20 protein-coding genes and 1 pseudogene are annotated in these 26,335 nt (G+C 40.6%); all 21 read right to left on the bottom strand.

Annotated elements, in window-relative coordinates:
* Positions 1–37: 37 nt before the first annotated feature.
* Positions 38–6,772 carry an LPXTG cell wall anchor domain-containing protein gene (locus tag ACESTK_RS05820; RefSeq protein ID WP_118170690.1) on the bottom strand — a complete coding sequence of 2,245 codons (6,735 nt, stop codon included), beginning with the start codon at positions 6,770–6,772 and terminating at the stop codon, positions 38–40.
* Positions 6,762–8,864, bottom strand: coding sequence for a DNA topoisomerase 3 (locus ACESTK_RS05815; protein WP_373119115.1), 2,103 nt, complete (start codon positions 8,862–8,864; stop codon positions 6,762–6,764). Before ACESTK_RS05815 ends, ACESTK_RS05820 begins: the two co-directional genes overlap by 11 nt.
* Positions 8,865–8,912: 48 nt before the next feature.
* Positions 8,913–10,409, bottom strand: a complete 1,497-nt coding sequence (locus ACESTK_RS05810; protein WP_118169859.1) for a CD1107 family mobile element protein — start codon at positions 10,407–10,409, stop codon at positions 8,913–8,915.
* A complete protein-coding gene (locus tag ACESTK_RS05805; RefSeq protein ID WP_021652602.1) occupies positions 10,393–10,641 on the bottom strand; it encodes a DUF4315 family protein in 249 nt (82 codons plus the stop codon). Before ACESTK_RS05805 ends, ACESTK_RS05810 begins: the two co-directional genes overlap by 17 nt.
* Before the next feature lie 12 nt (positions 10,642–10,653).
* Complete coding sequence (locus ACESTK_RS05800) at positions 10,654–13,494, bottom strand: CD1108 family mobile element protein (protein WP_243006120.1); 2,841 nt, start codon at positions 13,492–13,494, stop codon at positions 10,654–10,656.
* A gap of 27 nt (positions 13,495–13,521) precedes the next feature.
* Positions 13,522–15,990 carry a VirB4-like conjugal transfer ATPase, CD1110 family gene (locus tag ACESTK_RS05795; protein ID WP_181988210.1) on the bottom strand — a complete coding sequence of 823 codons (2,469 nt, stop codon included), beginning with the start codon at positions 15,988–15,990 and terminating at the stop codon, positions 13,522–13,524.
* Positions 15,959–16,387: a PrgI family protein gene (locus ACESTK_RS05790; protein ID WP_005426563.1), complete on the bottom strand. Its 429-nt coding sequence runs from the start codon at positions 16,385–16,387 to the stop codon at positions 15,959–15,961. Before ACESTK_RS05790 ends, ACESTK_RS05795 begins: the two co-directional genes overlap by 32 nt.
* 14 nt (positions 16,388–16,401) lie before the next feature.
* The gene (locus tag ACESTK_RS05785; RefSeq protein ID WP_118169861.1) at positions 16,402–17,274 is read right to left on the bottom strand and encodes a VirB6/TrbL-like conjugal transfer protein, CD1112 family; all 873 of its coding nucleotides are present in this window, start codon (positions 17,272–17,274) and stop codon (positions 16,402–16,404) included.
* Positions 17,275–17,278: 4 nt separating this feature from the next.
* Positions 17,279–17,359, bottom strand: a pseudogene (locus ACESTK_RS05780) (Maff2 family mobile element protein); the annotation flags it as partial.
* 74 nt (positions 17,360–17,433) lie between these two features.
* Positions 17,434–19,131, bottom strand: coding sequence for a recombinase family protein (locus ACESTK_RS05775; protein WP_370814228.1), 1,698 nt, complete (start codon positions 19,129–19,131; stop codon positions 17,434–17,436).
* A 26-nt stretch (positions 19,132–19,157) separates the two neighbouring features.
* The gene (locus ACESTK_RS05770) at positions 19,158–19,340 is read right to left on the bottom strand and encodes a hypothetical protein (protein ID WP_158372257.1); all 183 of its coding nucleotides are present in this window, start codon (positions 19,338–19,340) and stop codon (positions 19,158–19,160) included.
* A gap of 206 nt (positions 19,341–19,546) precedes the next feature.
* On the bottom strand, positions 19,547–21,421 hold the full coding sequence (locus ACESTK_RS05765) for an AAA family ATPase (protein ID WP_370814231.1): 1,875 nt from the start codon (positions 21,419–21,421) through the stop codon (positions 19,547–19,549).
* Positions 21,422–21,459: 38 nt separating this feature from the next.
* Positions 21,460–23,187 carry a MobQ family relaxase gene (gene mobQ / locus ACESTK_RS05760; RefSeq protein ID WP_173793783.1) on the bottom strand — a complete coding sequence of 576 codons (1,728 nt, stop codon included), beginning with the start codon at positions 23,185–23,187 and terminating at the stop codon, positions 21,460–21,462.
* Entirely contained in the window at positions 23,187–23,552 is a 366-nt protein-coding gene (locus tag ACESTK_RS05755; protein WP_373119107.1) for a DUF3847 domain-containing protein, read from the bottom strand. Before ACESTK_RS05755 ends, mobQ begins: the two co-directional genes overlap by 1 nt.
* Positions 23,553–23,744: 192 nt before the next feature.
* Positions 23,745–23,987: a hypothetical protein gene (locus ACESTK_RS05750; protein ID WP_055307231.1), complete on the bottom strand. Its 243-nt coding sequence runs from the start codon at positions 23,985–23,987 to the stop codon at positions 23,745–23,747.
* Positions 23,975–24,541: a DUF3990 domain-containing protein gene (locus tag ACESTK_RS05745; RefSeq protein ID WP_373119104.1), complete on the bottom strand. Its 567-nt coding sequence runs from the start codon at positions 24,539–24,541 to the stop codon at positions 23,975–23,977. Before ACESTK_RS05745 ends, ACESTK_RS05750 begins: the two co-directional genes overlap by 13 nt.
* A complete protein-coding gene (locus ACESTK_RS05740; protein ID WP_015553412.1) occupies positions 24,534–24,758 on the bottom strand; it encodes a DUF3791 domain-containing protein in 225 nt (74 codons plus the stop codon). The genes ACESTK_RS05745 and ACESTK_RS05740 overlap by 8 nt, the downstream gene beginning before the upstream one ends.
* Before the next feature lie 49 nt (positions 24,759–24,807).
* Positions 24,808–25,014 carry a hypothetical protein gene (locus tag ACESTK_RS05735; protein ID WP_158372263.1) on the bottom strand — a complete coding sequence of 69 codons (207 nt, stop codon included), beginning with the start codon at positions 25,012–25,014 and terminating at the stop codon, positions 24,808–24,810.
* A 57-nt stretch (positions 25,015–25,071) separates the two neighbouring features.
* Positions 25,072–25,404 (bottom strand): DUF3784 domain-containing protein, encoded by a 333-nt coding sequence (locus tag ACESTK_RS05730; RefSeq protein WP_015542405.1) that lies wholly within the window; start codon positions 25,402–25,404, stop codon positions 25,072–25,074.
* Between the two features lie 53 nt (positions 25,405–25,457).
* Complete coding sequence (locus ACESTK_RS05725; protein ID WP_005341847.1) at positions 25,458–25,772, bottom strand: DUF3784 domain-containing protein; 315 nt, start codon at positions 25,770–25,772, stop codon at positions 25,458–25,460.
* Between the two features lie 54 nt (positions 25,773–25,826).
* Positions 25,827–26,222: a DUF6483 family protein gene (locus ACESTK_RS05720; protein WP_005337294.1), complete on the bottom strand. Its 396-nt coding sequence runs from the start codon at positions 26,220–26,222 to the stop codon at positions 25,827–25,829.
* Positions 26,223–26,335: the final 113 nt, after the last annotated feature.

Genomic DNA, 26,335 nt, shown 5'->3' with positions numbered 1-26,335 from the left:
TGCATTGCAACTGCAGCTCCAAAGCCTTATTCTACTATCATTTGCGTTTTCTCTTAACTGCCACTACAGTTCCCAAGCATCCTGCTGATACCGCAAGAGCCAGCACAAAAATAGCAATATTTGTGTTATCTCCTGTTTTTGGTGAACTGGATACGGAAGTCGCATCGGAACTATGGGAAACAGGAGTGCTGCCTCCCTGGTTTTCTGATGTTTCCGGAGTATCTTTTTCCGAAGCTTTCTCATTTGTCAGATCCAAAGTATATTCAATCACAGGAGTACGGTCATTGACATACTCAAACTGAATCTTATGCTCTGTTTCATCAAGCTGATATCCATCCAGTGTTTTTGTTTCTTTCAGGATATATGTGATTGCTTTTTTATACTGCCCATTCTTAAAAGTCGCAATCGGATAATTCTTTGATTCTGCATGGCCGGCACTGTCTGTTACCAGAGTTTCCAGAACTTTACCTTTACTGTCACAAAGGGCAAATTCTACACCTTTCATTGGCTTCTTGGTATCTTTATCTGTTTTATTTAAGATCACCTTGCCCATTGCCTGTTCATCTTCCATTTTGACTCCCTGAATATCTCCGGTGTCCTTAATCTCAAATGTCACTTTATTTGCCACAATATAGCCTTTCGGTGCTGTTTCCTCCAATAATGTATAAGTACCGATTGGAAGTTTCTCTACATAATGGGGCTGATCACCAGATGTCCAGCTTTCCATAACTTCCTGGTTTTCATTAAGAATATACAGTTTAGCACCTTTGACCTCGCTGCTTCCATCTGTCATATCAACTTTACTGATCAGAATTTTTGTTGTATCATCCTGCATTTCTACTTTCTGTATATCTGCAGTATTTTCTACTACAAACGTAATGGATTCTGCAGTTGCATAACCATCAGCAGGAATTGTCTCTGTTAATGTATATTTCTTTCCAACTTCCAGTTCCTTAATGATGTGTGGTGTGCTTCCGGAAGTCCACTCATCCACAACGTTTCCCTCTGGATCAGATACTTTCAGTTTTGCACCTGGTAATTCTTCCCCAGTTGTAAGATCTGATTTTGTGATTTCAAAAGTAGTTGGCTCGTCTTCATAAGTGAACTCAAAGGATACTTCTGCAACATCTTCTCCCGCATAAGTAAAGTCAAATTCCTTGATTTCTTCTGTTGTTATAAATCCTGCAGGAGCCTGCACTTCTTTTACATAGTAGCTGCCATTGATTGGAAGATCTGCCGTAAATACAATTCTTCCATCCTGATCCGTAGCTTTCTGCTCGATCATGGTATCTGCTTTCAGGATTACTTCGCCTTCTGCATTTAAAATATCATTCTTTGTATAAAGTGCAAATACTCCGCCTTCCAGAACACGGTCTGCATTTTTTTCTTTCTTAACTACAGTTACTTTTGCTTTCTGGCGGTTATTCTGCCAGTCCTCATCATAAGTCACAACCGGAGTATTCTGATCACGATAAGTCAGATCAACCTCTCTGATTTCTCCATCCAGAACATATCCATCCGCCGTCTCTTTTTCCTTTACATAATATTTGCCTAAAGGAAGATCTTCTGATCTGGCATATCCAAGAGCATCTGTCGTAATTGTTGCTACCAGTTCGTCCTTTTTATAATAATCACTGCTTTCCCCATCTGCAGCCTTGATATCCTCCGCTGCATAAATTTCAAAAGTAACATCTTTCAAAGAACCTGTAACATAACCAAATGCTGCGTCCATGCCGCCTGCCAGCATATCTTTCCAGGTAACTTCTTTGACAAATTCACCTTTTTTATTGATGATGATTCGTCCAACCGGAACACCATCCTTCATTTCTACTTTTTGAACATCTGCAGTATCAGAAACTGTAAATTTCACTTCCTCTGCCTGCAGATAACCATATGGTGCAAACTCTTCCCGAAGTGTGTAATTTTCTCCCACATGAAGTCTCTTTATTACATGAGCTTTTCCTTTTACAGAAGTCCATTTTTCTACTTCTTTTCCGTCTGAATCCAAAATCGTCAGTGTTGCTCCGTCAAGTTCCACACCTGTTGTAATATCTGATTTCGTAAATTCAGTTGTTGTCGGCGCATTCCTAAAAACAGTTTCCAGTTTTACTTTTTTTACTTCCTGTCCCTGATATTTCGCAGTCACCTCAATCTGCTCATCAGAAGATACAAAACCATCTGGTGCTGCCAGTTCTTTTATATAATAAGTTCCAAATGGCAGATCCTGCTCAAAAACAGCTTTTCCATCTTCACCTGTTACCGCTTTTGTAAGCAGTTCGTCTGCTTTTACCAGTACCTTATCCCCTGCTTTTATATCCTCTTTTGCGTAAAGACCAAACTCTGCTCCAGAAAGCCCTTTCTCATTTTCAGCATCTTTTTTCACAACTGACACTTCTACTTTCTGGCGGTCATTTATAAACTCTGCACTCTGTGAGATCACTGGTGTATCCTGGTCTGCATAGACGAAAGAAATTTTCTGTTCTTCTTTATTTAATACAAATCCCTCTGGTGCAGTCTTTTCTACCACTTTGTATTCTCCTAAAGGCAGATTATCAAGATCTGCTTTTCCGGATTCATCCGTTGTCAGTTCTGCAACTTTTGCACCCTTTGCATATTCCAGGATTCTTTTTCCTGTGTCATCTTTCTGGAAATCAGCTGTATAAATATCCTCTGCAGCATACACTTCATATACTGCACCAGAAAGATTCTGAACTTCATACTTAAAATCATTCTTATAGGTCGAAAGAACCTCTCCTTTTTTCTGTACAGTGAGTTTTCCTTTCACCGGATGATTCTCATATACAACTTCAATGATTGCATCACCTGATACCGGATCAGTCTGATACAGGGTATTGGTGTCCACCTGTATTTCGACATAATTTTTGTTAATGGTATAACCGTCCGGTGCTGTTACCTCTTCGATTCTATAATGACCGATTTTTAAATTCTGCGGCAAGATCAGATATCCGTCTATATCTGTGAAATAAGAGGTATGTGTAACGGTTGTCGGGTATGTAGTTACCTGCTCTACATATTTTTCATGATCCAGATCATAAATTTTAAACTCTGTTCCCGGAATTAAAACTGATTTTTTAGTCTCGTCATCCTGTTTAATGATTTTCAGTTTTGCAGAAAATTCTTTATCCAAAAGAACTCTCCATGTCTGCGGCTCTGTTGGTTTATTCTCTGTAATCCGAACAATAAAATCATCTACAGGTTTGTAATTATGGGGTGTTGTAGTTTCTCTCACCAGGTATGTTCCATATGGAATTGCAATGGATTTTACATAACCTTTCTCATTTGTAAAAATTTCTGTTGCTCCATTTTCACCGATCACAACCGGCTCTTCAGAGGAAAAATCATAATTTCCATCCTCTTTTGCCACCAAAGAAGATACCAGATATGCACTAAATCCAGCTCCGGATAGTAATGCAGCATCTGTGTCTCCATTATTGGCAGCTTTAATAAGTTCAAACGGCTGTTTCTTCACCGTTTCCAGTGAGGTACACTCTTTTTCTACAACCGCTGTCAGATCACCTTCATCACTGCATACAAGATCATATTCATGCTCGTCTGCCAGATATCCTACGGATGGGGTAATTTCCTTGATATAATACTCTCCAAGATAAAGATTCTCTATCCTTGCTTTTCCTTCTTTATCGGTAGTTAGCGTACCAATCTGGCTTCCGGCTTTATAAATAACGCCTGTCTTTCCATCTGGATGGGTAATGTCGTTTCTTGCATAAAGTCCATACACCGCATTTTCCAGGGAAGCATCTCCCTGTGCCTTATTTTCTTTTGTCTCGGCATCTTTTTTATTCAAAGAGATTGCAGCACTGACCCTGTCATTCACAAAAGTATGACTGAAAGAAATTTTTGCCTGTTCATCATTGGTATAACTGAACTGGAAAGAATAAGTATCTTTCTCATTTCTGACATAACCAGCCGGAGCCTGGACTTCTTTTACATAATAAGAAAATCCCACTGGAAGATCTGCTTTAAATGCTGCTTTTCCATCAGTACCAGTAATTGCAGTCTCAATCAGAGCATCTTTTTTTACTGCTACTTTTCCATCCACAGTTTTCATATCCTGCGCTGCAAACAGAGCAAAATGCCCTCCGGATAGTGTATTTTCAGTATCTTTGTCTTTCTTTATCACCTGCACCACTGCTTTCTGACGGTCATTTGTAAAGGTAGTCTCTGAGAAAGCCGCTTCTGCAGTCTGCCCTGCATAAGAAATGGTTACTTTTTTTGTTTCTTTTGCATTATAAAAATTTTCCGGGGCCTGTGCTTCTGTTACATTATAGCTTCCAAGCGGAAGATTCTTTACCGTTACAGAACCGTTCTCACCTGTGATCAGATTTTTCGCTACTTCTGCGCCTTTTTTGTAAACTTTTTTTCCACCTGCTGTTACAATATCCTCGGCAGCATATACGTTATAAACGGCTCCTTTCTGACGGCGTTTCTCATACTGGAATGAAGTTCCATTTTCATCAGATACAGCTCCTACAAAAACTTCTCCCTCTTTATAAACGGTCAGATTTCCTTTCTGCTCTTTGTCCGTTACAGTCTGTTTGGTTGTACTGCCAACTACTAATTTCACTCCATACGAAGAAGCCTGGACAACATAACCTTCCGGTGCTGTAATCTCTTTTAAGTAAACAGTATCCTGTGTCTTGGTAAGAGTTACACGTGAAGAACCATTGCTGTCTGTTGGCGGCATTTTAGCAATCAGCTTTGTGCAGGCGTTATCACTATATACCCCATACACGGCTCCAGCTAGATTTTTTCCAGTATCTCCATCTTTCTTTGTAATTTCAATAACTGCTTCTTCCGGCCAGTCAACTGTAATCTGCAGGTCAGAGGAATCCGTATAGTAGCCAAAACCAATGTCCTGTGAACTCTCCAATTTTAAGAGCATTGCATGGAAATCCAAAGGGAAATTAGATGTAATCGCATACTTTCCTTTCAGGCTACCCATATTGGCTGTTGTAGCTACAAGATGGAATTTCTCTCCACCCTTTACAGTGACATTTCCAGATGCCGTTTTTCCTGTGGTTTCATTAACAAGGCTTACTCCGTTCTCCAGATGAATGGTAATGGTAAATGCTTCATTTGCCTTCCAGGTAAAACTTTCTGTTTCCTTTCCCGTTGCATTAACGGAAAGTCCTGGAAGAAGTTTCATTGCTGTCGGATCAGGCATTTTAGCAAGAGCTGCTTTAATCTCTTTCAGCATATTTTTAGCGGTTGTAGAAAGCGCACCTCCAAATCCGGATTCGCCATCATATAAATAGTCAACCAGGTAATGCTGCATGGCTCTTGTCTCAGAACTGCATCCATATTTTTCCATAATGGATTTTACATTATATCCATTGAATGTATGTCCCCATCCTGGACCGCCATATCCATAGAATAAGGCTTTTCTCAAATATTTATCATCTCCACCTTCATCCAGTTCAACCATATTTTTATATGTTGTCCCACTTGGAGGTGACTGCATGGAGTGCTGCATACAATACGCATTTACTGTATAAGTCTTTCCGCCTGCTTTGTAACGAACATATTTGTAGCTGTCATTTCCACCCTGTCCCATAACTGTATCAAACGGATGAAGCTGGCCATCTGAATAATAGTAATATTTATTTGCTTCAATATTTGTTGCATCATCCCATGGAGTATCGGCTGCAAGTAACATGATACCGTTCTCTGCCTGATCCGTGGAAACACTTAGATCAATGTCATCTGCTGGCATTTCAAAACTGAATTTATCCGATTCTTCGTGATAAGTCACCTCTGAATATAATAAATCTTCTGTATTCTCTGTCTGATTTGCTTGTACTTTTGTTGTTCCTACTGCAATTAAGCTGCCTTGCGGCATATCTCCGGAAAATACAACGGTTTCTCCTGGCTGATACTGTCCATCTTCATGGTTCAGCTCAATATGAAATTCCTCTCCACGAACAATATTTACCTGATAATTTCCATCTGCATCTTCTGTTTTCTCTGTTCCGTCTGTAAAAGAATCGTCTGTCGCTTCTGGCATTTCTTCCGGATCTGTATCTGCAATTTCTTCAAATGTGCTGTCTGTATCCGGATTATCTATGGCTGGTTCTTCTGTTGAAACTTCCTCAGACGGGTTTTCCGGGATTAATGTGTCTATTGGCTCTTCCTCAACCGGAATTTCTGTCGGAGTTACTTCTTCACAGATTTCATCCTCTGACGGAATTTCTACATTTACCTCATCCTGCACAGGTTCTTCACTCTCTGCAGTGCCTATGGCTGGTTCCTCGCCTTCTGCTTCATTCTCATCTTCCTGGTTGCTTACAGATTCCTGATTCTCAGATTCAGCAACCTGCACCACCGCTTCCTTTACAATCAGCTTACGATTGATCTGATAAATTGGGTGTCCACTTACTGGCTCTACATAATAAACAGCTTTGTATGTATCTTCGTAATCTGTTGTAAAGTCCTGCTTTTCCTCATTTTTTGCCTCATGGAAAGTGATCTTCACCTTTTTTTCATCTGGTATTTCCAGTCCGGTAAAATCTTTCTCCACTTCAAAAATACTGCCTGTTTCCAGTTCCAGATCTTTTGCTTTTACCACCTCATCTGCATCAAGTTCATTTTTTACTTCTTCGTATAACGGTGGCTCTTCTGGCACTGGCACTACATCTGCCGCATAGGACAGTATTGGAGATAGAATTGTAGATAACACTGTAAGCATTGCCAAGAATCCCGACAAAAATCTTCTCATATTTTTTTTATTCTTCATTCTTTTTTCCTTTCTTCCGTTCCGGGAAAATCAACTGAAACTTTGGATTTCCGGTTTCTGAAACCTCCATCTTTATAGTTGCTTCATACTTCCTTTTTGTTTTCTCTGATACCAGATCTTTGAAATGCACCTGCTTCTCACTCAGCAGCTTCCTGACAGTTGCTTCATCAAGTGTTTTTCCCTGACTCTCAAAAAATCGGTTATTTTTCCATAAAGTAAAACTGCAATCACTTCCTGAACAATAATAATTTCTCTTTCCCACATAAACCTTATTGCCGCATCTTGGGCATTTTCCAATTTCTTTCCGACCATCTGAAAATAGTTTCTGGTATTCTTCCACTGGCTGTCCATTATCACTTACCAATTTGGTAACCATTTTTTCAATTTCGAAGAGAAATTCTTCTACATTTTTCTGGCCTCTGGAAATCAGTGTCAGATCATTTTCCCATTCTGCTGTAAGTTTTGGTGATTTGATCATTTCCGGAAGAATCCTGATCAGATTTCTTCCATCTGCTGTAGGTAATATCTGCTTCTTTTTACGCTCAATAAAGCCTTTCTCAATCAGTTTTTCAATAATCGCTGCCCTGGTAGCCGGAGTTCCAAGCCCTTTTCTCTCTGCGTCTTCTATCGTATCCGAGCTTCCAGCGTGTTCCATGGCACTAAGGAGCGTATCCTCCGTATAATGTTTCGGCGGTGCTGTAAAATGTTCACTAAATTTTACAACAACACATTCAAATACCTGTCCTATTTTTATATCTGGAAAATCACTTTCCTCCTCTTCTGGCTTTTCTGCATTTTTCCCATATGATTTAAAGAACCGTTCTTCCACTTCTTTCCATCCATATTGGAGAACATTCTTTCCAGATGCAGTAAACAGTTCTCCATGACAGGAAATTTCAGTCTTAATACTCTCATATATGTATTCCTGTTCCGATGCACATAATAACTTTGATGCAATCAGCATGAGAATTTCCTTTTCTCCACCCGGAAGTGCTTTTAAATCCATGTTTGTAATTTCTACCGTTGGTATAATTGCATGATGATCTGATACCTTTTTACTGTTCAAAAGTCTCTTTATATCTGGTTCTGAACCCTTTATTGACATTTCAGGAAACATACTATTTACTGCCCCGACAACCAGAAGAGCATTTTCTTCCATATCATCTGTAAGATATTGGCTATCCGTCCTTGGATACGTCACCAGTTTCTTCTCATAAAGGCTTTGGGTATAGTCCAAGGTTTGCTGTGCCGTAAATCCAAGAAGACGATTTGCTTCCCTCTGTAATGTGGTCAGATCATATAATTTCGGCGGCTGTACCTTTTTCTTCTCTTTCTTTACTGAAAGAATCTGTGCAGTTTCATCCTTCATATCCTCCATCATCTGAACGGCAGCACTTTTCTCTTTTATCCGGCTGCTTACAGCATCCAATCCATCCATCAGAAGATGAACCAGATAATACTTCTCTTTCTGGAAGTTCTCGATGCTCTTTTCCCGTTCCACCAGCATTGCAAGTGTAGGTGTCTGCACCCGACCTACAATCAACCGATGGTGATACAGTACCGTAAACAGTCTGGTGGCATTAATTCCTACCAGCCAGTCTGCTTCACTTCGCGCCACTGCAGAATAATAAAGATCATCATATTCATGTCCATCTTTCAGCTGCTGAAATCCTTCCAGAATTGCTTTTTCCTCCATGGAAGAAATCCACAGTCTTTTAAAGGGAAGTTTACATTCTGCCTGGTTATATACCAGACGGAAAATCAACTCCCCTTCTCTTCCTGCATCTGTTGCACATATAACTTCTGTGATATCTGCTCTGTGAAGCAGTTCCTTTAAAACCCGAAACTGCCCTTTGGTACTTTCTTTAATCTGATATTTCCAATTCTCCGGAATCATGGGAAGTGTTTCATATTTCCATGCTTTCCAGTCATCCCGGTACTGATCCGCACTAGCCAGTTCAATCAAATGCCCAATACACCAGGAAACCAGATATTCTTTTCCTTCCAGGTAGCCATCTTTTACGTTTGTGGCATGAAGCACCTTCGCAATGCTTCTGGCTACGCTGGGTTTTTCCGCAATTACAAGCTGCAATTTTCAATCTCCTTTCTGCACCTGTCGCTGTAATTAAGTGAAACAAAGTTATTCCTCTGATTCTTCGTCTTCTACTTCACCTTCCATTTCATATTCTTCTAATTCTTCATCATCCTCACGAATTGTATCTTCCTCCTCATCGTCGTCCTCGTCCTCTTCATAATCAAAAGAAGTATTTCTTCCTTTCATAAATTTCCAATAATAGTAAGCACCACAAACTCCTGCCAGAACCAGCAGCATTAATAAAATCGTGCCGGAATTATTGCTTTTCTTCTCAGGTTCTTCCTTTTCTTCCGGTATGATCGTAACTTCTGGTTCCGGTGTCTCTGTGATCTTCTCTGTTTCAAGTGGCAGTGCGGATTCTGCAATAGCCTGGTTCTGTGGAATTGTGACCATGTTGGTATCCGTAAAGTTCAACAGATCATTTTCGCCTACCTCTGTAAGAAGATAAACATTTTCATCCGTTTTATCCTTATCTACGATCAGATAAAAAACCTTATCACTTTTTGTCTTGATCGTATAAAATTCCTTTCCCCCTTTGTCCTGAACTGTTCCTGTTGTCATGCCGGAAGCAGAACTTTCTCCCTGCACCCGTCCGGTATCTGCTTCTGTATCCGTTTCATTTCCTGTGTTTTCTGGTTCTGTTGGTGCAGTAGCAGTCTCATTCGTTGTCTGATGTTCCGTTACGGTTGCCGTAGCACTGGTGGGCTTACTTGCAGTTCCATCGGCTGGCAAAGAAGCTGCATTTTGCTCCGTTCCGGAAACCTCTGTATTTTCTTTTACTGCATCTGGATTTTCATAATAAGGGTTTCCTACTTTATAGATCTCTGACATATTTCCTGCTTTGTCTTTTGCCTGCAGGGTAAAGTATTCATAGGAAGTATCCGCTTTTTGCAAACGGACATTTAATGTATTATTCGTCAGTTCTGTGAATTCATTTCCATTGACATACAAAGCAGCAATTCCCGATTCCGCATCAACTCCCTGCACGATCAGTATCCCATTCTTCGCAGCCGCAATAATAGTTGGTTTGGTTTTATCAAAACACTCTATGTAACGATTCTGCTCATAAGTATTTCCATTCTGATCGGTAACTCTCACATAAATACTACAATTAGAAGAGATGGATACTTCCATATTTCCGGTTATGTCTGACCATCCTCCATTTTCTGAAAGTCTTGCTTCTACTTTTGCAATAGAAAAAGCACCTGTATTCTTTGTATCTTCCACTTGAATTTTTACGGTTGCCGTATCTGTCTGCCAGCCTTCGGGTTCTGTAAAGGTAATCCCTACTTCCGGTGTTTCCGTCACATCATTTCCTGCATCTTCCTGTGCCTGTTCCACTGGATCTGCAAGAATTTCAGCTTCTGATTCATCTGAAAAATCAACATCTTCCGGGCTGCTTTCTTCTGATGATTCCACTTCTACATTATCTGCCCATACAGTCAGACTTCCGGGCGAACTATAAAAGAAAGCTCCTGCCGGAAGTCCTGCTAACGTAGCTGCGGTTAAAAATACAGCTGCTCTTTTATGAAATTTCTTCATTTTCTGTCTGCTCCTTTTCTCTGGTTTCCAATATCTTTTTTTGTTCCTCCTTACTGATATCAATCATCAACTGAAGTTCCTCTGCGGAAACTCCATTGCTTCGGATAATTTTCAGATACTCCATATCCTCTGCCTGTTTCTTCTGTTCTTCCAGATCCCTTGCTTTTTTCTGTAGCTTTTCAATCTTAACGTAGGTTCTTGCAAGTTCTTCTTTTATTCGTTCAATGTTCAAATACGCCCCTCCTTATGGCCTGCCAAAAGCATAGAAATGAGACTGCCAGTATGCAGAATTAATGGACGTATACTGAATTGGATTTCCACAATGGATCATCTGTCCATCTCCGGCATAAATTCCTACGTGGGTAACCGGCTCTCCCGCATCATACGTCCCAGTGAAAAAGATAATATCTCCTGGCCTTGCTTCTTCTGGTGATACAGGCATACAAATGTCATAAATTCCCTGTGCAGTAAGTCTTCCCATATTGCAGACACCCGAATTGGTAAACACATAGCTTACAAAACCAGAACAGTCAAAAGAAGTCTCCGGGCTGGAACCGCCCCATACATACGGCATACCAAGATATTTGTCTGCTTCCGCAAATAATCTCCGCACAGTCTCATCATCATAACTGCCGCCTCCACCATACAGCCCGCTATCTCCGGTACTGATATAAAAAACAGGATTATAATATTCCCCATCTTTGACCAGTTCCAAATATAACTGGCTTCCGGTTGCACTTCCTGTACTTCCCGTTGTACCAATTACAGTATCTGTTGTTACTTCCTGACCATTTGCTACCGAAATGCTCTGCAGATAAGCGTATTTAATCTGCACACCTTTTTTATCCTGCGTAACTACATAATTTCCAAAAGTTCCGCTATATCCTACATCTACAACAAAACCATTCATCGCTGACTTCACTTCTGTTCCCTGTCGTACATTAATCGTCACACCTCTGTGAAGTTGTGTCTGCCCGGTTCCATTGTTTACAGAATACCCATAATAGGTACTGATATAGGCATACCAGTTTAACTCAACCGGAGTTTTATATGTCTGTAAATTTCCTCTGTTGGAATAGACCTCTTCATAAATTTCCTGCTCATCCTCTTCCATTCTGGACAGAATAACACTTCTAAGCGGTTTTGCCTGAACAGAAACATTCAGTACATCTGCAGTTACTGTACGGGTAACTTCCACAGAGTTCTGATTGCCCTCTGCCAGAAAACATTCCCAGGTCTGATGACCATGTGCCTCAGCTACTGCGTGATTATCATAATAAACATCAAACTGGACACCATACTGGGCAAAGTTTCCAGTATCTTCTACGGTGTACTCAATCCCATTCATCACTACTTTCGTCCCCATTGGAAGAAATGGGTTTACAGCATCAACCGCAAGCGTATGATTAGCCTGTGGCATTGCCCCTGAAGCAGTAGGTCCTCCACTCCACACGCCACAGCAGATGGGACAATTACAGTATCCACTGGTCACAACATTTCCCAATGACTGCCCTACCTGTATTGTAGATGTTTCCTGCCGGGTTTCACTTTTTTCCTCTACGGTGATTCCGTACTGTAAAGAAAAAATTGTTTCCAGTTCTCCTTTTATCTCATCAAACTTAAAATCCCCATAACTGGCAGTCAGATAACTGATCAATGTATGAGGATCATGGCCGATTTCACCAATGTTATATCTGTATTCATCTTTTCCTGGATACCGGGCTTCCATCTGGTTTATTTTCTGTTGAAGACTGGCTTCCAACTGCGTATAATACAACTCTGCTTTTTCAATTTCGTCCGGATCCGCAATGTAACTGGAAGCGATTACCGTAGAAATTCCATTAGAAAACATAGCCGAACAGGAAGCAAATCCTGTCATTACGGAAAGAAGCAAAATCAATAACAACCCCATTGAGATCAGAGTAGTTACATTTCTTACAAATACTTCCTGTGCCTTTCTTGCAATTTTAGTAGCAAGATTTACTGACCGGATTGAGGTGTCTTTTGTTTCTTTTGCAATCTTCCCAGCCCGGTATGCCATCTGATACTCTCGCTTAATCCTCTGCTTCTGTATTAATTTTCTGATCAGCTTTTTCTGCATCTCTGGATGTTCTTCCAGATATTTCTGATATTGATACCTGGATGCACTCTTCCAGGCTCTTTTCTCTAAACGGTTTTCTTTATGTATCTGACTGCGGTTCTTCCGGATATTTCTACTGCTATGTTCCTGTAATATCCACTCACCTGAACGCACCAGCTTATGTGCTGCATCTACAGCACTGTTTTCCTCTTCGTCTTCGCCTGCTTTCTGATATACTGCATTTTTTAATGCTTTCTTTGGAACAGAAGACAATGTTTTCTTTTTACCATCCGTTTTCCCTGTTTTTTTGTCGAAATATAAATGGTACTTTACCTTTGCTTTCTGTTCCTCATTTGTTTTCTTGGTATAAACAGAATCTTTCGGAATTTTGTTCTGCCTCTCAGCTTCCTGTTTTCTTGCAGCCTTATCCACTTCCTGATAAGTTTTTATTGTTTTTCGGCTATATTTCTGCTTTCCTTTTTTTCGGTTTGTAGAAACATCATTCTTCTCTGCCTGAAAATGTCCTCCATCTGTTTCAGCCGAAGTTTTCTTTTCTTTCTTCAGACTTCCATCTGTCTCCAGTTTTCCAAACTGCAGTCTCTGCTGTTTCTTTTTCTGTCGCTGATACTGGCTCCTGTGTTTTTCTTTGCGCTCACGTATTTCTACCGCTGAATCCACAGATACACCTGCAGGCTTGTCCCGGTATCTGTACCGTCCCTGTGTTTTTCGTTTTCCCGGAGGACTGTTTGCAGCCTCTTCTTTTTTGGCAGGATTTCCCTCCTGAACTTTTTCGGAAAATTGTTTCTTTTCAGCTTTTTTATGAGAGTTTTTCTTCTTTTCAGAAGTAATAAATGCCTGTTCTACATCCTTCTGTTTATAAGGCAACTCCTGATCGCTGTTTGTAACTTTTCTGGTCTCCTTTGTTGCAAGATTTTCCTCAACCAGACCATTTCTGGTCATACGGCTGACTTTCTTCTCTTTCGCCGTATATTTTTGTTTTCCCAATGTACCTCACCTCTGCTTTTTTGTCCGTTAAGTCTGAATCTCATCCGGTTTAGTACTCATCAAAGCATAGGTTCTGGTATCCTGCGGATATCTGTCAGCAAAAGGTATGATTACATTTCCGTAAAAAAGCAGCCCTTCTCCTGCATTACTGTTATTTACAAAAGAAATCTGATGCTTGGAAATATTCAATTTCTCCGCAAGGATCTTCTGATCCCCGCTGTGCTGATTTAACATCAGGATAAAATCACTGTTTCCCACAATACTTTCTACTGCCAGAGAGCCAAGAAAATCTGTTACATTCTGACTGATTCCTGTAATGATTCCACCCCACTTACGAAATCTCTTCCACATTTCAATAGAATAATTAGCAGTCTGTGGCTGGTTCAGCAAAAGGTGAAATTCATCCACATAATAACGGGTTGATTTCCTGCGACTGCGGTTCTGTGATACTCTTGTCCAAACCATATGCTGGACAATCAACATCCCTGCTTTTCGTAGTGTGGTTCCAAGTTCCCGGATATCAAAGCATACCACTCTGTTCTGCGTATCGACATTACTTCGATGGTTAAATACATTCTGCGATCCTGTTACATACAACTGCAGACTGTTGGCAATGTTCTGTGCTGCTGGTTTATCTGGTGCATAAAAGTTCAGACGTTCATAGAAATCCTGCAAAGTCGGCATATTTTCCGGTTTTGGATCATTGTAAAGATATTTTTTATAAATGTCTTTTACACACAGGTCAATCATGGAAACCTCATCACCATTTAATTCTGCATTTTGAGGTTTCTTCATAATGACCTCGCAGAAAGATGTGATAAACTCTGCTTTATCAGCAATAATGGTATCAATATCCTCCACATCGCCATTAATCCTGTATTTCTCCGGATGATAAATAACATCCAGGTTCACTTCCATAGGATTGATGTAATCATTACTTTTTGCACTGATTTTAATAACTTCACCATTTAAGGCATTTACCAGCGGAAAATATTCTCCCTCCGGGTCACAGATAATAATGTCATCGTCTGTAATCAGGAAAACATTGAGAATTTCTCTTTTCGTTGCAAAACTCTTACCGGAACCAGGAGTACCCAAAATCAGGCCGTTAGGTGTTTTCAATCGTTTCCGATCCACCATAATGAGATTGTTTGACAGTGCATTTAAGCCATAGTAAAGAGCTTCACCGCCTTGGAAAAGTTCCTGTGTGGTAAACGGAACAAAGATTGCTGTAGAAGTCGTAGTCATAATTCTCTGTATTCCAGTCTGGTTCATTCCCAGTGGTAGTGATGCCACAAGTCCCTGTTCCTGCTGATATTGAAGTCTCCGTATATTGCAATTATATTTCTGGGCGATTCCTGCAGTCTGATACACAATATTGTCCAGTTTTCTCTTATTGTCCGCTGTATTCATCAGCAAAAAAGTAAGTTCAAAAAGTTTCTCATTCCTGGACTGGATTTCATTGAGCAATCCCTCCACATCCTCTCCGTATGTAGAAATGTCCGTTGGAATAATATCCATATCATATCCGCTTCTGACCGCTTTCTTCTGTTCTTCAATTTTCATTTTCTGAATATTTGACAGCGTACTTTTCAGGCTTTTAATAGCTGCCTTGGGATCAATTGGACGCAGGTGCATATTGATGATAAGATTCTCTTCCAGATCCAGCAGATCTGCCAGCAGTTTATCCGTAAGTTCTGGTGATGTAATCTGTAAATATGACACGCATCCAAAAGTCTGTCCCATCCGAAAATAGCTGTCATTGCGAAAATCAAATCCGGTAGGTGCAATAAAGTCTTTTGTCTGCAGACCTGTTTTTGCAACCATCCCATAATGGAAATGGAAAGATTCTTTTGTGTCCATATTCATCACATCATGCAGAATTTTCAGACGTTCTACCCCATTTAAAGGCTCTGCCATGGCTCCCATCACCTTAAAATTATTCAATACACTGGCTTCAATTCTCTCCAGCCTGGATTTTGCATTTCGCAGATTATCCGCCTTAATGGAAAATGTAATATATTTTGTTTTTACAAGCCCATTATTTCCTTTGGAAAGCTGCATTTTCAACATATCCGAATATTCTTTCCGAATATCATTGAAACAGTCATCCTGCTCTGGAATATCAATATTTTTTGCATACTCATCAAAATTCACCTGTTGATTAAGAAATGTAATTTGTACCTCAACAGAGCTGTCAAATGAATTCAGGAACTCACAATAGTTCTCAAAAATAGCCGCTTTATCATCATTCTGCGCTAACTGGTAATTTATATCGTAGAACTGCACCATCTTTGAATAATAGTTATCATCTGTCCTGCAGATACCATCCTTATATATTTCCTTATATGGAATCGTATCCTGCGCTATAAAAGGCTTCCTCTTCTTCTGATTCTCCGCTTTTATCATCCGAAGTTCTTTCAGACGCTTTTTTTCTTCTTTCGTAAGTCCGGTTTTCTGTTTCTTATTTTTTTCGGTCTGCTTTTTTAAGGAAATGGAACGGATTTCTCGCTTCCCTAGCTTCTTTTGCCTTTTTCTCAAGCCATGCACCCTCTTTCTCTAATTTATCGTACTCTATAATCCGGTCATATAAGTTTTGGGAACGATAGACCCTGATTCCAGGTCTTAAAAATTTCTGCCGGATAATGTGAAGCAATATTTTCTCTGCTGGAAATCCATCCTTTTCATACATTGCAAAAAAGAAAAATGGCAGCATCACTATGATCATAAGCGTTGCTGCCACATCTGTTCCCAGTCCTGCTTTTGTCAGCAAATAGACCGGAACACCACAAATTCCTGCCAGAGAAAAACATATAATTTGTCTTTTAGTTAAATTCAGTGCTAATTTTGTCTTTATTTTTGAAAAATCTTTCGGCACTGGAACATATGCCATATTCTTGTTTCCTCCTAATGTGCATTGAAGATTGATTTTGCCAGGGAACTGGTCTTAAACAGACTGAAACATAAAATAACTGTATATGCTGCAACTGACCAGATAGCTGTATGAAGATTATCCGCAACTGTAATGGCATTTACCAGAACCGCATAAATCGCAACACATACCATCATAAAAAATCCCTGGAATCCCAACGCTAATAATGCCTTCACGTAATTATTTCCAATACTTCCCCATTCCCTGTTCGTAAATGTTGAAAACGGAATAGGTGCCACAGAGACATAAAGATATATTTCTATCATTCGTCCATATAAAATGACGGTAATCAGGACTGATATGATTTTTAGACATAAACTGACCAGCATCGTTTCCAGACCAAGCCCCAGTAATTCTCCGATTTCCATATCTTCAATCTGCGTTTCAAGAAGCGTTTTCAATGCTTCTGTAACATCAATAGATGCGGAACCGGTTATCATACCGCCAGCATTGGATACCACATGATTCGCTACATCAAAAATTGCCATCGCAATATCAAAAGTATGAGTAACAAGATATACCGCTACCCACATCTTGAAAATGTATTTGAAAAACATAAACGTATCCGTATCGTGCATATTGTTTTTTTCCATAATCATGGAAATCAGCTCATAACACAGTACAAATGTAATAATCATCCCCGCAATGGGGACAATGACATTATCCGACAGATTTTTTATCATGGAAAAAATGCCACTGTTCCAATTTTGGGGTGTTTTCCCAACCTCCGCAGCAATCGTTTCTACTTTGGTATTTACATCGGTAAACATGGTATCCAGGTTTGATGTGATCCAGCCTGTTAGCAGATCCTTTATGAACTCTGTTATTTTTTCGGTTATTCCACCCATTTATTTATCCAAACAAAGTTGCAAGCTGTGGAATCAGGTTTATTCCAATCAGTACGATGCCACCGCCCGCCATCAACTGTTTTATGTCTTTTATGAGAAAATATTGGCTCGAAATAAGCCTTGAAAAGATTAAAATAGATTAAATTTTGATAGATTTTCTTATTTATGGGAGCCGGAACCTCTTTCGATGGTTCCAAGCTCCGGTATTGGTTTTAAATTGAAATGAATTTCCATTGTGACCGTTTCAGGAGTTCGGCGGTAATTCTCTGTTCCGTCTTTCTCCTGTGGTTCTGAGATAACGATTTTACTGATCAGCCGGTTCAAAAGATTGGCATCCAGTTCTTTAATGTCCACATACTCGCTGATATCCTCGTTCCACTGCTGGGACTGTGCATCCAGTTTTTCTTCTGTATTCAGCACACTCTGGTTCTGGGAAAGTTCCTTTTTGATGTCTGTCTGCTCTTTCTGTGTCTTCTCCAACATCTTATCAAAAACAGATTCTGTAATCTTGTCATTAATTAGATCATCATACAGTTTTGCAATCAACCGGTCTAATGTCTCCAGGCGGTCTTTCTGTTTTGATACCAGCTTCTCCAGACTGTCTCTGTGTCCCTGTGTATCTTCTTCGCATAACTCCTTCACCCGGTTTTCCAGTTCTGTTCCATCTCCGGTGACTGCTTTTGCACATTCCTGGATTCTGATAAGGACTGCATCATACAGATCATCAGCGTCCACCCGGTGTTGAGTGCAGTGTGCTTTTCCCTTATGGATATAGGTGGAACAGGTATAAACTTCATGCTGATCTTTGGTATGCGTCTTCTTTAATGTCAATGCACCGCCACACTCTGCACAGCGGAGCAATCCGGCAAACATGCTGTATTCTCCCTGTTCTGTCTGACGTTTCCTGCCTGTCATCTTCGCCTGTACCAGATCAAATACATCCTGCGGAATGATTGCTTCATGGGTATTTCTGACTGTAATCCAATCCTCCGGTGCTTTATCTCCCTGATTGCCAATCTTAAAACGGTAGTACCGTTTCTGGGAAGCCATGTCACCACAGTACACCGGATTCATCAGCAGGGACTTGAGATAAGATTCATCCCAGACAAATTTCCCATTCTCCGGATCTTTCTTTTCCCATTTGGTGTAGTAAGTGCGAAGTCCCCGTTTCCTGTGCCACCAGGTAGGGCATGGAATCTGCTGGCGTTCCAGTTCTCTGGATATGAAGTTGATCCCATGACCATCCACCGCCCATTGAAAAATTTTCCGGACAATCGGTGCTGTCTCCTCATCAATCAGAAGATGTCCCTTTTCCTCCGGGTCTTTCTGATATCCCAATGGTGGAACAACGCCTGTAAACTTCCCCTTGGTTGCCTGCAGGTGGTAGGAAGCATGAACTTTCTTGGAAATATCCCTGGAATACATCTCATTCAGCACGTTCTTAAACGGAGCAATCTCATTGTCCCCGTCAAAGGTATCCACATTGTCGTATAATGCGATATACCTTACTCCATGCTTGGGGAAAAACTCCTCCATCAGAAATCCTGTCTGTACATGATTTCGTCCCAGTCGGCTCTGGTCTTTGGTAATCACAAGATTCACCAGTCCTTTTTCACAGGCTTTGAGAAGTCTCTGCAAGTCCGGTCGGTCTGTATTCAATCCTGTATAACCATCGTCTTGAAACACATCCACCACCTGCCAGCCCTGTGACTGACAGTAATTCACCAGAATGTCCCTTTGGTTGGAGATGCTGGCACTCTCTCCGGTCAGTTCGTCATCTTTGGAAAGTCGGCAGTATACGCCAACTCTCCATGTTGCATTTCTGTCTATATTGTTACTCATATATCTGTTGTTCATCTGATACCTCCGTTACGTTGCACATCCTACGCAGATTTCAGATTACTGAACTCATAATCATTATACTGCTTATCTTTCATTATTGCAAGTTTATCTTTTGTTTTCGTGTCACGTATTTTCTGTGCAATCACCTCGGCAAATACTTCTTTTGCGTCCTGATCACCGTCAAAATATACTTTGATATTGATGATTTTCTTCTTCGCTGCCATTGTAAACCCTCCATTTTTTGCAAAAAAAGAGCAGCTAATCCATTTTTACAGATTAACTGCCCAGACTGTTGGTTTCATTTTTTTATTTTCGTATGGATACCTACTGTTTTCGTTCGATTGCCTTGCACTGGCAAACGGCAGGCGGCAGATAGGGTATCTATAAAGACTGCCGTTTACTCCAAAATCCTGCCGTCACCCATTCTCTTTTATTTTTTTAATCGAATAGTATTTTCCTGCTTTTCATTCATCTGATAATCCAGTTTTTCTTTCATCCGGCTTCTTACTTCACGCATGGTTCTCTGGGAAATCCCCTGTGCCTTTGCTTTTGCATCCACTTCCCGGATGGTGATCGTGTTTCCGTCTGTCAAAAGCTCCTGAATCAGCTTTGCCCCTCTTTGTAGTTTTGTCTCTGTCGGCTTTCCTTCTTTCCCATCTAACAATTCATCGGCAGAAATCTCATAAGCTCCCACCCATCGGAAGCCTTCTTCATCTCCAAGTTTAAATGCCATCGTCTCACCCGGAGGTGCAAGGGAACTTTTCTCATGGAGCAGAACCCTTGTGGTCGGGTCTTTTTTTACTTTTCCGATAAAGATCAGGCTCCTCACTGCCGCCATGATGTCAATGGAGCCAAGTCCCCGGTAGGTGCTCTGTGTCCCGGAAGATTTGTTCAGATGTCCGATCAGCACAATCGCACAGCCTGTCTGCTCTGCGATCACCCCTAGTTTCCGGAATACCGGACGGACTTCATTTGCCCGGTTCATATCCACATCTGCACCGATAAAAGCCTGTACCGGATCAATGATTAAAAGTCTGACCTGATTCTGACGGATAGCCTTTTCAATACGGTCATCGGATAATGTCAGTGCTTCCTCTGCATCATCAATGACCATCACCCGGCTCAGGTCGGCACCTGCTTCTACCAGTCTCGGCTTGATCGTATCTCCCATGCCATCTTCGGCGGTCTGATAGATCACATTGAAAGGTTCAATTTCTTCCATATTCGGGAAAGTCTTCCGGTTCGTGCAGGCTGCGGTCAGCATCATGGCAAAATAAGTTTTTCCCTCTCCCGGATTGCCCTGGATAATCGTCAGTTTTCCAAATGGCAAATAGGGAAACCACAGCCATTCTACGCTGGTCTGCTCAATGTCTTCATAACACAGCATTGGCACCAATTCTTCCTTCTCCGGTGCTTTCATTGTAACTGTTTCAATGATTGCTTTCTTCCTGTCTGCATTTTTATCGCAAAGGATTTCATTCCAGTCCTTTCGGGACGGTTTCAGACGGATGACACTGTATCCGTCCGGGATTTTTTCTGCCAGTTTCTCACAGGCTTCATTCCCTGCCTGGTCATTATCCAGGCACAGGAATACAGAAGTAATCTGAGGGCGTTCAGAAAGAAAAGCCCTCAGTGCCACACCGGAAATGCCACCCAGACTCAGGTAGCTCCGCTTTTTCCAGTCTTTGGGAAATAGTTGGATAAAAGAAAGCAGATCAATGGCTGCTTCAAACACAAACAACTGATTATCCGTCCCTCTGTGACAGAATCCGCAAGATTTATCAGATCCAGCCACATCTCCCCTGTATTTTATTTCACTTGTTCCCCTGCAATGGGCATATCTGGGAATACCGTCTGCATCCCTGCCAACAAACACCACATTATGGTGCTTCTTTTCTTCATAAATATCCCCACTGCTGATCCATTCCTCCACCAGATTCTTTTCAATCCCTCTGTTTTCTGTCAGATATCTGATGATTTTCTCATTATTTTCCTCTTTCTCTGGTAACCGGAAGTCAGGGGACGGGGCGGGGCAGGTACTGTTCCTGCCTTCGCCTTCCTCCCCGATTAACTTTTTAACTGCTTCCGAAAATGTAGCGTTGTAAAATTCCATCACAAAATCCACCGGATAGCCGCCCCTGCCCTGACTGTGACGATACCACCGGTTACCGGATACCGTTACACTGTCATGCTTTTTCCAACGATATTCCCTGCCACTTTTCACCAACTGTTCCCCCTGTGCGTTCAGAAAAGAAACAAGATTGGTCTGGTTGGCTCTTGTAATCTGTTCTTCTGTATACTGCATTTTCCTCATCCTTTCCCATCTGTCCTGCTGACAGACTGTTATAAACTCATCTCATGGTTCCGTTTTTTCTTCACTGCCTGTTGTTTTGCATCACGCTCTGCACACTCTTTCTTCTTTTCATCCAGTTTTCTCAGAAGAGAAGTCTTCTTTTCTGTCTTCTGCTCCGACTGCTTCACCGGCTGTTGCTCTGCTTTTCCATTTTCTTCAAGAATATCTTCCGTCTGAACTCCATAAAATACCGGGAATTTCACCTGCTTCTCCCTTTTTTCTTCTGAACGCCCGGAAGTATCTGCTTCTGCCATTTCCCGGTCACGTCTGGCAATGTCTGCACAGCTCTGTACCTTTTTTACAAACGCAAGTTCTTCCTGATACGGCTGATTGTCTGCTTTCAGCTCTTCGATCACCGCCTGGAGTTCTTCTTTCTCTCGTTTCCATCTGGCAGTAGGCACCTTTCCATTTTGATCCAGATGCTGTTTTAGTTCCCGTTCACATTTGCGGTAATAATTGATTTCTTTTTTATGCTGCTGATAATATTTCTCCCGTCTTTTCTGAAAATAGAAACGATTATACTCATCAATCAATGGCTGGTTTGTTTTAATCACCTCTGCCATCTTTTCCAGATTCTCCAGTTCCTTTAACTGTTTTCGCTTTTCGGAAATTTCTTTTTTGCTGACAGAAACAACACCATTAAGTTCCTCAATCCGTTCCTGCAAGTCATCCATCGTCTCTATCTGATGGGTCTGAAGATAATTGATGGATTTTGAAAACTCCTGTAAATTGGAGAGATTCTTCCCTCTCCGTTTCATCTCCGCATAGAAATTTGGTAACGGCGGTCTACCCTGTGTCTTTTTATCATAATAATCCTGCAAACTCTCCAGAAGTGTAGGGTTCTGTCTGCGATCTAGCTCTGCTTTCATTTCCTCATAAGCTGTCTTCATCCACTGAATAGACTCTTTTAGAGAAATAAACATCTGGTTGAACTGCCGGATTGCCCGGTTCAGTTCTCCGATTACCGTTTTGATTCCCTTTTTCTCCATTGCCCGGACTTCATATCCCTCATGGATGGTCGGGATCAGGTCAATCCCCTGTTCTTTGTAGGAACGGTGGTCGATTCTGGCTGCCATGTGGCACTCCTGGAATTTCCCATTTACTTTCTCTGTCCATGCCCGCCGCCATTCTTTTAAAAGTTCGGGATCATTCCAACCGGTAGTAGAAACAGCATTGAACATATCTTTTCCTTTCGCGTCCTTCACCCGGTTTCCATCCTCATCAAGAATATATTCCCGTCTCTGTTTATTGCCCCAGATTCCTTCCTCTGTAAAAGGACGGATTGGGGCAAGCACATGGAAATGTGGATTATCCGGCTCTTCTTCATTATCCGATTTTCCCTCATGGACTGCCAGATCCACGATCATGCCACATACCACAAACTGCTCCTGGCAGAATTCTTTCGCCAGTCTTATATTTTCCTCAAGTGTCAGTTCATTCTGCAGGGCAATGTCAAACGAATAGGCAAGCTGCGCCTTGTTGTTCCTTTCTACATGCTCCACCTCGTTCCAGAGTGTTTCCCTGTCTGTCATACGCTCCGGCACATACTCCGGTGTCAGAATTTCTGTAAATACCACGCCCGACTTGCTTGTATAGTCATGTATCTTATTGTAATAACCGTCATAAATCCTCTGCCCGGAAATATAGGCTGCGGAGGCAACCACCATCTGCCCTTTCCCTCTGGATACATGTCTTACTGAAAAATGATACAATGCCATTAACTGTCATCTCCCTTCTCTGTTTTTTTAACCGCTTCTGCAATCTGTTGTCGGTCTTTTTGTGACGCTGAGATATAAGTCTGCCGCACAATACTCTTGTTGTAACTGCTGTTCTGCAGCTGGTTCATTATATTCTGAACATCTTCCTGCTCCAGATCTCTGGACAACGGAAACGCTTTCTCAAACTCTGCACCTTTGACAATCAGCCGGTGGGAGCGTTCCCTGCGTTCCACTAACTTTTTTCTCTGCTCCAGAAGGTTTTTGTTGTGGATTGCAACCTCCAGTTCCTGTGTGCTCTTTTCCATATTTGCCTTCAATTCTTCCAGTGACATGGATTCATATTTCGGATTTTTTGCTCTGCTCACTTTGTCGTTCTCCTTCATTTTTCTGTAAACAAAAAGAACCGGCTGATTCATGAATGCCGATTCCTAGGTATAAAAAAACTGAGGTCGTTGTCCTATGATTAGGAAATGCTGACCTCAGCGTTTTTGAAATATTTAGTTGTCACAACGATATAATAGCGGAAGTTTTTAACACCATCTGGATATGCATTCATCTCAAATCTGATATCCGGATTTCTTTAACTCTTCCCTATACAATTCAGCTATATATGCCGGACCATTGCACCACAGCTTTGTTTTCTCATCATACAGTGCTTTTCCTGTCTTTGAACATAGAAAATCTGTCAATATCTCTTTTCTGTCCTTTCCCGTTTCTTCTGCAATCTCATCTGTCACCATAGTGATAAGAAGGTCTATTGTATAATTCATTTTTTCCTTTGGAATTGTTACTTCAGCCATATCTTCTCACCTTTCACAAATTTCAGACACTTAATGGCGGCTTCTGTTTTGAAGCAATATTGATCTTTTAGTTTATTGGGCAATAACTGTCTGATGCAGAAATCGTCTGCCTCCTTATCGCCTGCTGTCCCGAAAGCCCCGGCAAGGTAAGCAGTAAGGGTAGCGTTTGTTGCATCATCCGCAATCTTTCCTACAATGATATCATACCTTGCCATTTCACGTTCAACTTCGATAAACATTTTTTTCTTTCGATGAGCTGCAATGCAATGTAACCAGTCTACATCTGCATTTTCATAAATATGCGTTTCAAGATTTCCTGAAAGGTTGAATTCAAAAGTCGAAATATATCCGAACTTCTGTCCCTCTTCAATTGTTCCGGTTGCGATTGCTTTGGCTATTGAGGTTCTCAGAAAACTTTCTGCCTGCTCCTTGGATGTAGTTAAATAAAATCCCTGCCCAAAATCTTTTCTCTTTGCACATTTGGCAAGATCTGGCTCTTTTACCTCACAATAGCTTCCATGATAGAGAACAAATCCATCTTTTAACTCAAGCACTAATCTCTATCCCCTTTCCTTGCAAAAATTCAGTAATATCTTCAAGCACAGCTTCATCGCCTTCACAATGAAAAATTCCATAACATTTTTCTATATATCCAAGAACATCAGCTTCTTTAAACAAGTGGATAATCTGTTCAACAGGTAAATGCCACTCTTCTGAAGCAAGCCGGATTAATCTTGTTTGCATGAAAGTAATCTCTGTTTTCTCACTCATAATGAATCCTCCTTATTTTTCTTGGTCAACCGGAAGTTAACAAACAAACTCATTTTTTGCTCATTAAACACTTCTTAAATATCCAACTTACAGTAGCTCCAATAACCAAACCTATACTCGCTGTTGTTAAATCACCCTTTAAAGTACCTAGTGCAAATCCTACAACAGCACCTACATACCAATTACTAAAAAGTTTGGCTAATGTTAAAGTATCTTCTTCGTCATTTTTATTTTCATTATTATGTTCTTTGTTCATTTATTCGTTAGTCCCTTTGAAAATTTCGAGTTGTTAAAGTCCACAAGTCGAAATTTGTTACCTTCTACATATTGTATTTCCCAAGACAATAATTATCACAACATCAGCTAAAATAATACCCAATGCAATATACACAAAAAATGCCGGTAAAATATTTTCAAACACTCCCATAATTAATAGAAGAATTGCTATAACAGACATTCCAATTCCCATTGTTCTGCATAGTTTTTTTTCATTATATTTTGCCTTTTCTTCTTTTGAAGCTGTATTATATCCGGAAATTAACCAACTTCCATGTCCAGAAATCAAAACTATGGAAAGTACAGCAAATATTATAAATCCAACATATACTACCCAGTCTGGTCCAGTTGATAAATCTGCCAGTTTCATTTGTATAACACCTCCCACGAAATTCCAATTTTCTTAATTCTACAAACTTGAATTTAACGTTCTCTTTTATGTCTATCAATAAGCAACAAAACAAACATAATAAGCCATATCCCCCATGCGATCCAACAGCCTATTCCTTGATATTGGATATCTATGATTATTCCAATAATAAAAGGAACTGACATAAACATCATTCTTTTTCCATATGCCTTACACATAGCATTCTCATCGTATTTCTTTCGTTCATCCGCTGATTTCATATTATAACCCGACAAGAATTTAGCAGCTTTTCCTTCTGATTTATAAAACCACATTCCAAACAAAAACATAATCACTGCCATCATAAAGTCAAAAACAATATAGAACATATAATACAATTTCTCCTTTCAGCCAATCACTCTTATCTCTTTGAATTTTCTACATTACTCTTCAGCTTTGACCAAACATAGCAAATCAGTATATCCTGACTGCATAAGTAATTGCTTAAAACCAGACATCACTTCTTCTTTTGTATAATTATTATTTTTCAAAAACTCACTATCCTTCTCACTAAGATATTGGTAGAAAAGAGCTGCTGCCATTACCTCATTTCTGTCTGTATAATCAATGCTATCTAAAAGTATATTCTCTGCTTCGTTAATTTTCCCAGAATCAATCATATCAAGAAAATCTTTCAAATTTTTCCCTGATACTTCATATTTATTTTCTTTTTCAAGTTCAACAGAAACATACTTTTTCCCAAACATTAAAGAAAATAATACTCTTACCATTTCTTTTATCATTCGCATAATATAGTCTTTTTCGTCTGTGAAATACATTTTTCACCTCCATAACTACCGATTTCTCTGTTTCAAAGTCGAGTAGACTAAGACCTCTCAATCTTAGCCCCTCACAGATCCGTACGTGCGGCTTTCCCGCATACGGCTCCTCG

It is taken from the genome of Ruminococcus sp. Marseille-P328, assembly GCF_964249465.1.
GTDB classification, from domain to species: domain Bacteria; phylum Bacillota; class Clostridia; order Lachnospirales; family Lachnospiraceae; genus Blautia_A; species Blautia_A faecis.
Note: the sequence above shows the minus strand (reverse complement) of the source record. Positions and strands in the feature narration are given on the sequence as shown.

Excerpts from the sequence above, each read along its gene's own strand:
- ACESTK_RS05820 (WP_118170690.1), bottom strand. The coding sequence starts at position 6,772 with ATGAAGAATAAAAAAAATATGAGAAGATTTTTGTCGGGATTCTTGGCA.
- ACESTK_RS05810 (WP_118169859.1), bottom strand. The coding sequence starts at position 10,409 with ATGAAGAAATTTCATAAAAGAGCAGCTGTATTTTTAACCGCAGCTACG.
- ACESTK_RS05790 (WP_005426563.1), bottom strand. The coding sequence starts at position 16,387 with ATGGCATATGTTCCAGTGCCGAAAGATTTTTCAAAAATAAAGACAAAA.
- ACESTK_RS05785 (WP_118169861.1), bottom strand. The coding sequence starts at position 17,274 with ATGGGTGGAATAACCGAAAAAATAACAGAGTTCATAAAGGATCTGCTA.
- ACESTK_RS05775 (WP_370814228.1), bottom strand. The coding sequence starts at position 19,131 with ATGAACAACAGATATATGAGTAACAATATAGACAGAAATGCAACATGG.
- ACESTK_RS05770 (WP_158372257.1), bottom strand. The coding sequence starts at position 19,340 with ATGGCAGCGAAGAAGAAAATCATCAATATCAAAGTATATTTTGACGGT.
- ACESTK_RS05765 (WP_370814231.1), bottom strand. The coding sequence starts at position 21,421 with ATGCAGTATACAGAAGAACAGATTACAAGAGCCAACCAGACCAATCTT.
- mobQ (WP_173793783.1), bottom strand. The coding sequence starts at position 23,187 with ATGGCATTGTATCATTTTTCAGTAAGACATGTATCCAGAGGGAAAGGG.
- ACESTK_RS05750 (WP_055307231.1), bottom strand. The coding sequence starts at position 23,987 with ATGGCTGAAGTAACAATTCCAAAGGAAAAAATGAATTATACAATAGAC.
- ACESTK_RS05740 (WP_015553412.1), bottom strand. The coding sequence starts at position 24,758 with ATGAGTGAGAAAACAGAGATTACTTTCATGCAAACAAGATTAATCCGG.
- ACESTK_RS05735 (WP_158372263.1), bottom strand. The coding sequence starts at position 25,014 with ATGAACAAAGAACATAATAATGAAAATAAAAATGACGAAGAAGATACT.
- ACESTK_RS05730 (WP_015542405.1), bottom strand. The coding sequence starts at position 25,404 with ATGAAACTGGCAGATTTATCAACTGGACCAGACTGGGTAGTATATGTT.
- ACESTK_RS05725 (WP_005341847.1), bottom strand. The coding sequence starts at position 25,772 with ATGTTCTATATTGTTTTTGACTTTATGATGGCAGTGATTATGTTTTTG.
- ACESTK_RS05720 (WP_005337294.1), bottom strand. The coding sequence starts at position 26,222 with ATGTATTTCACAGACGAAAAAGACTATATTATGCGAATGATAAAAGAA.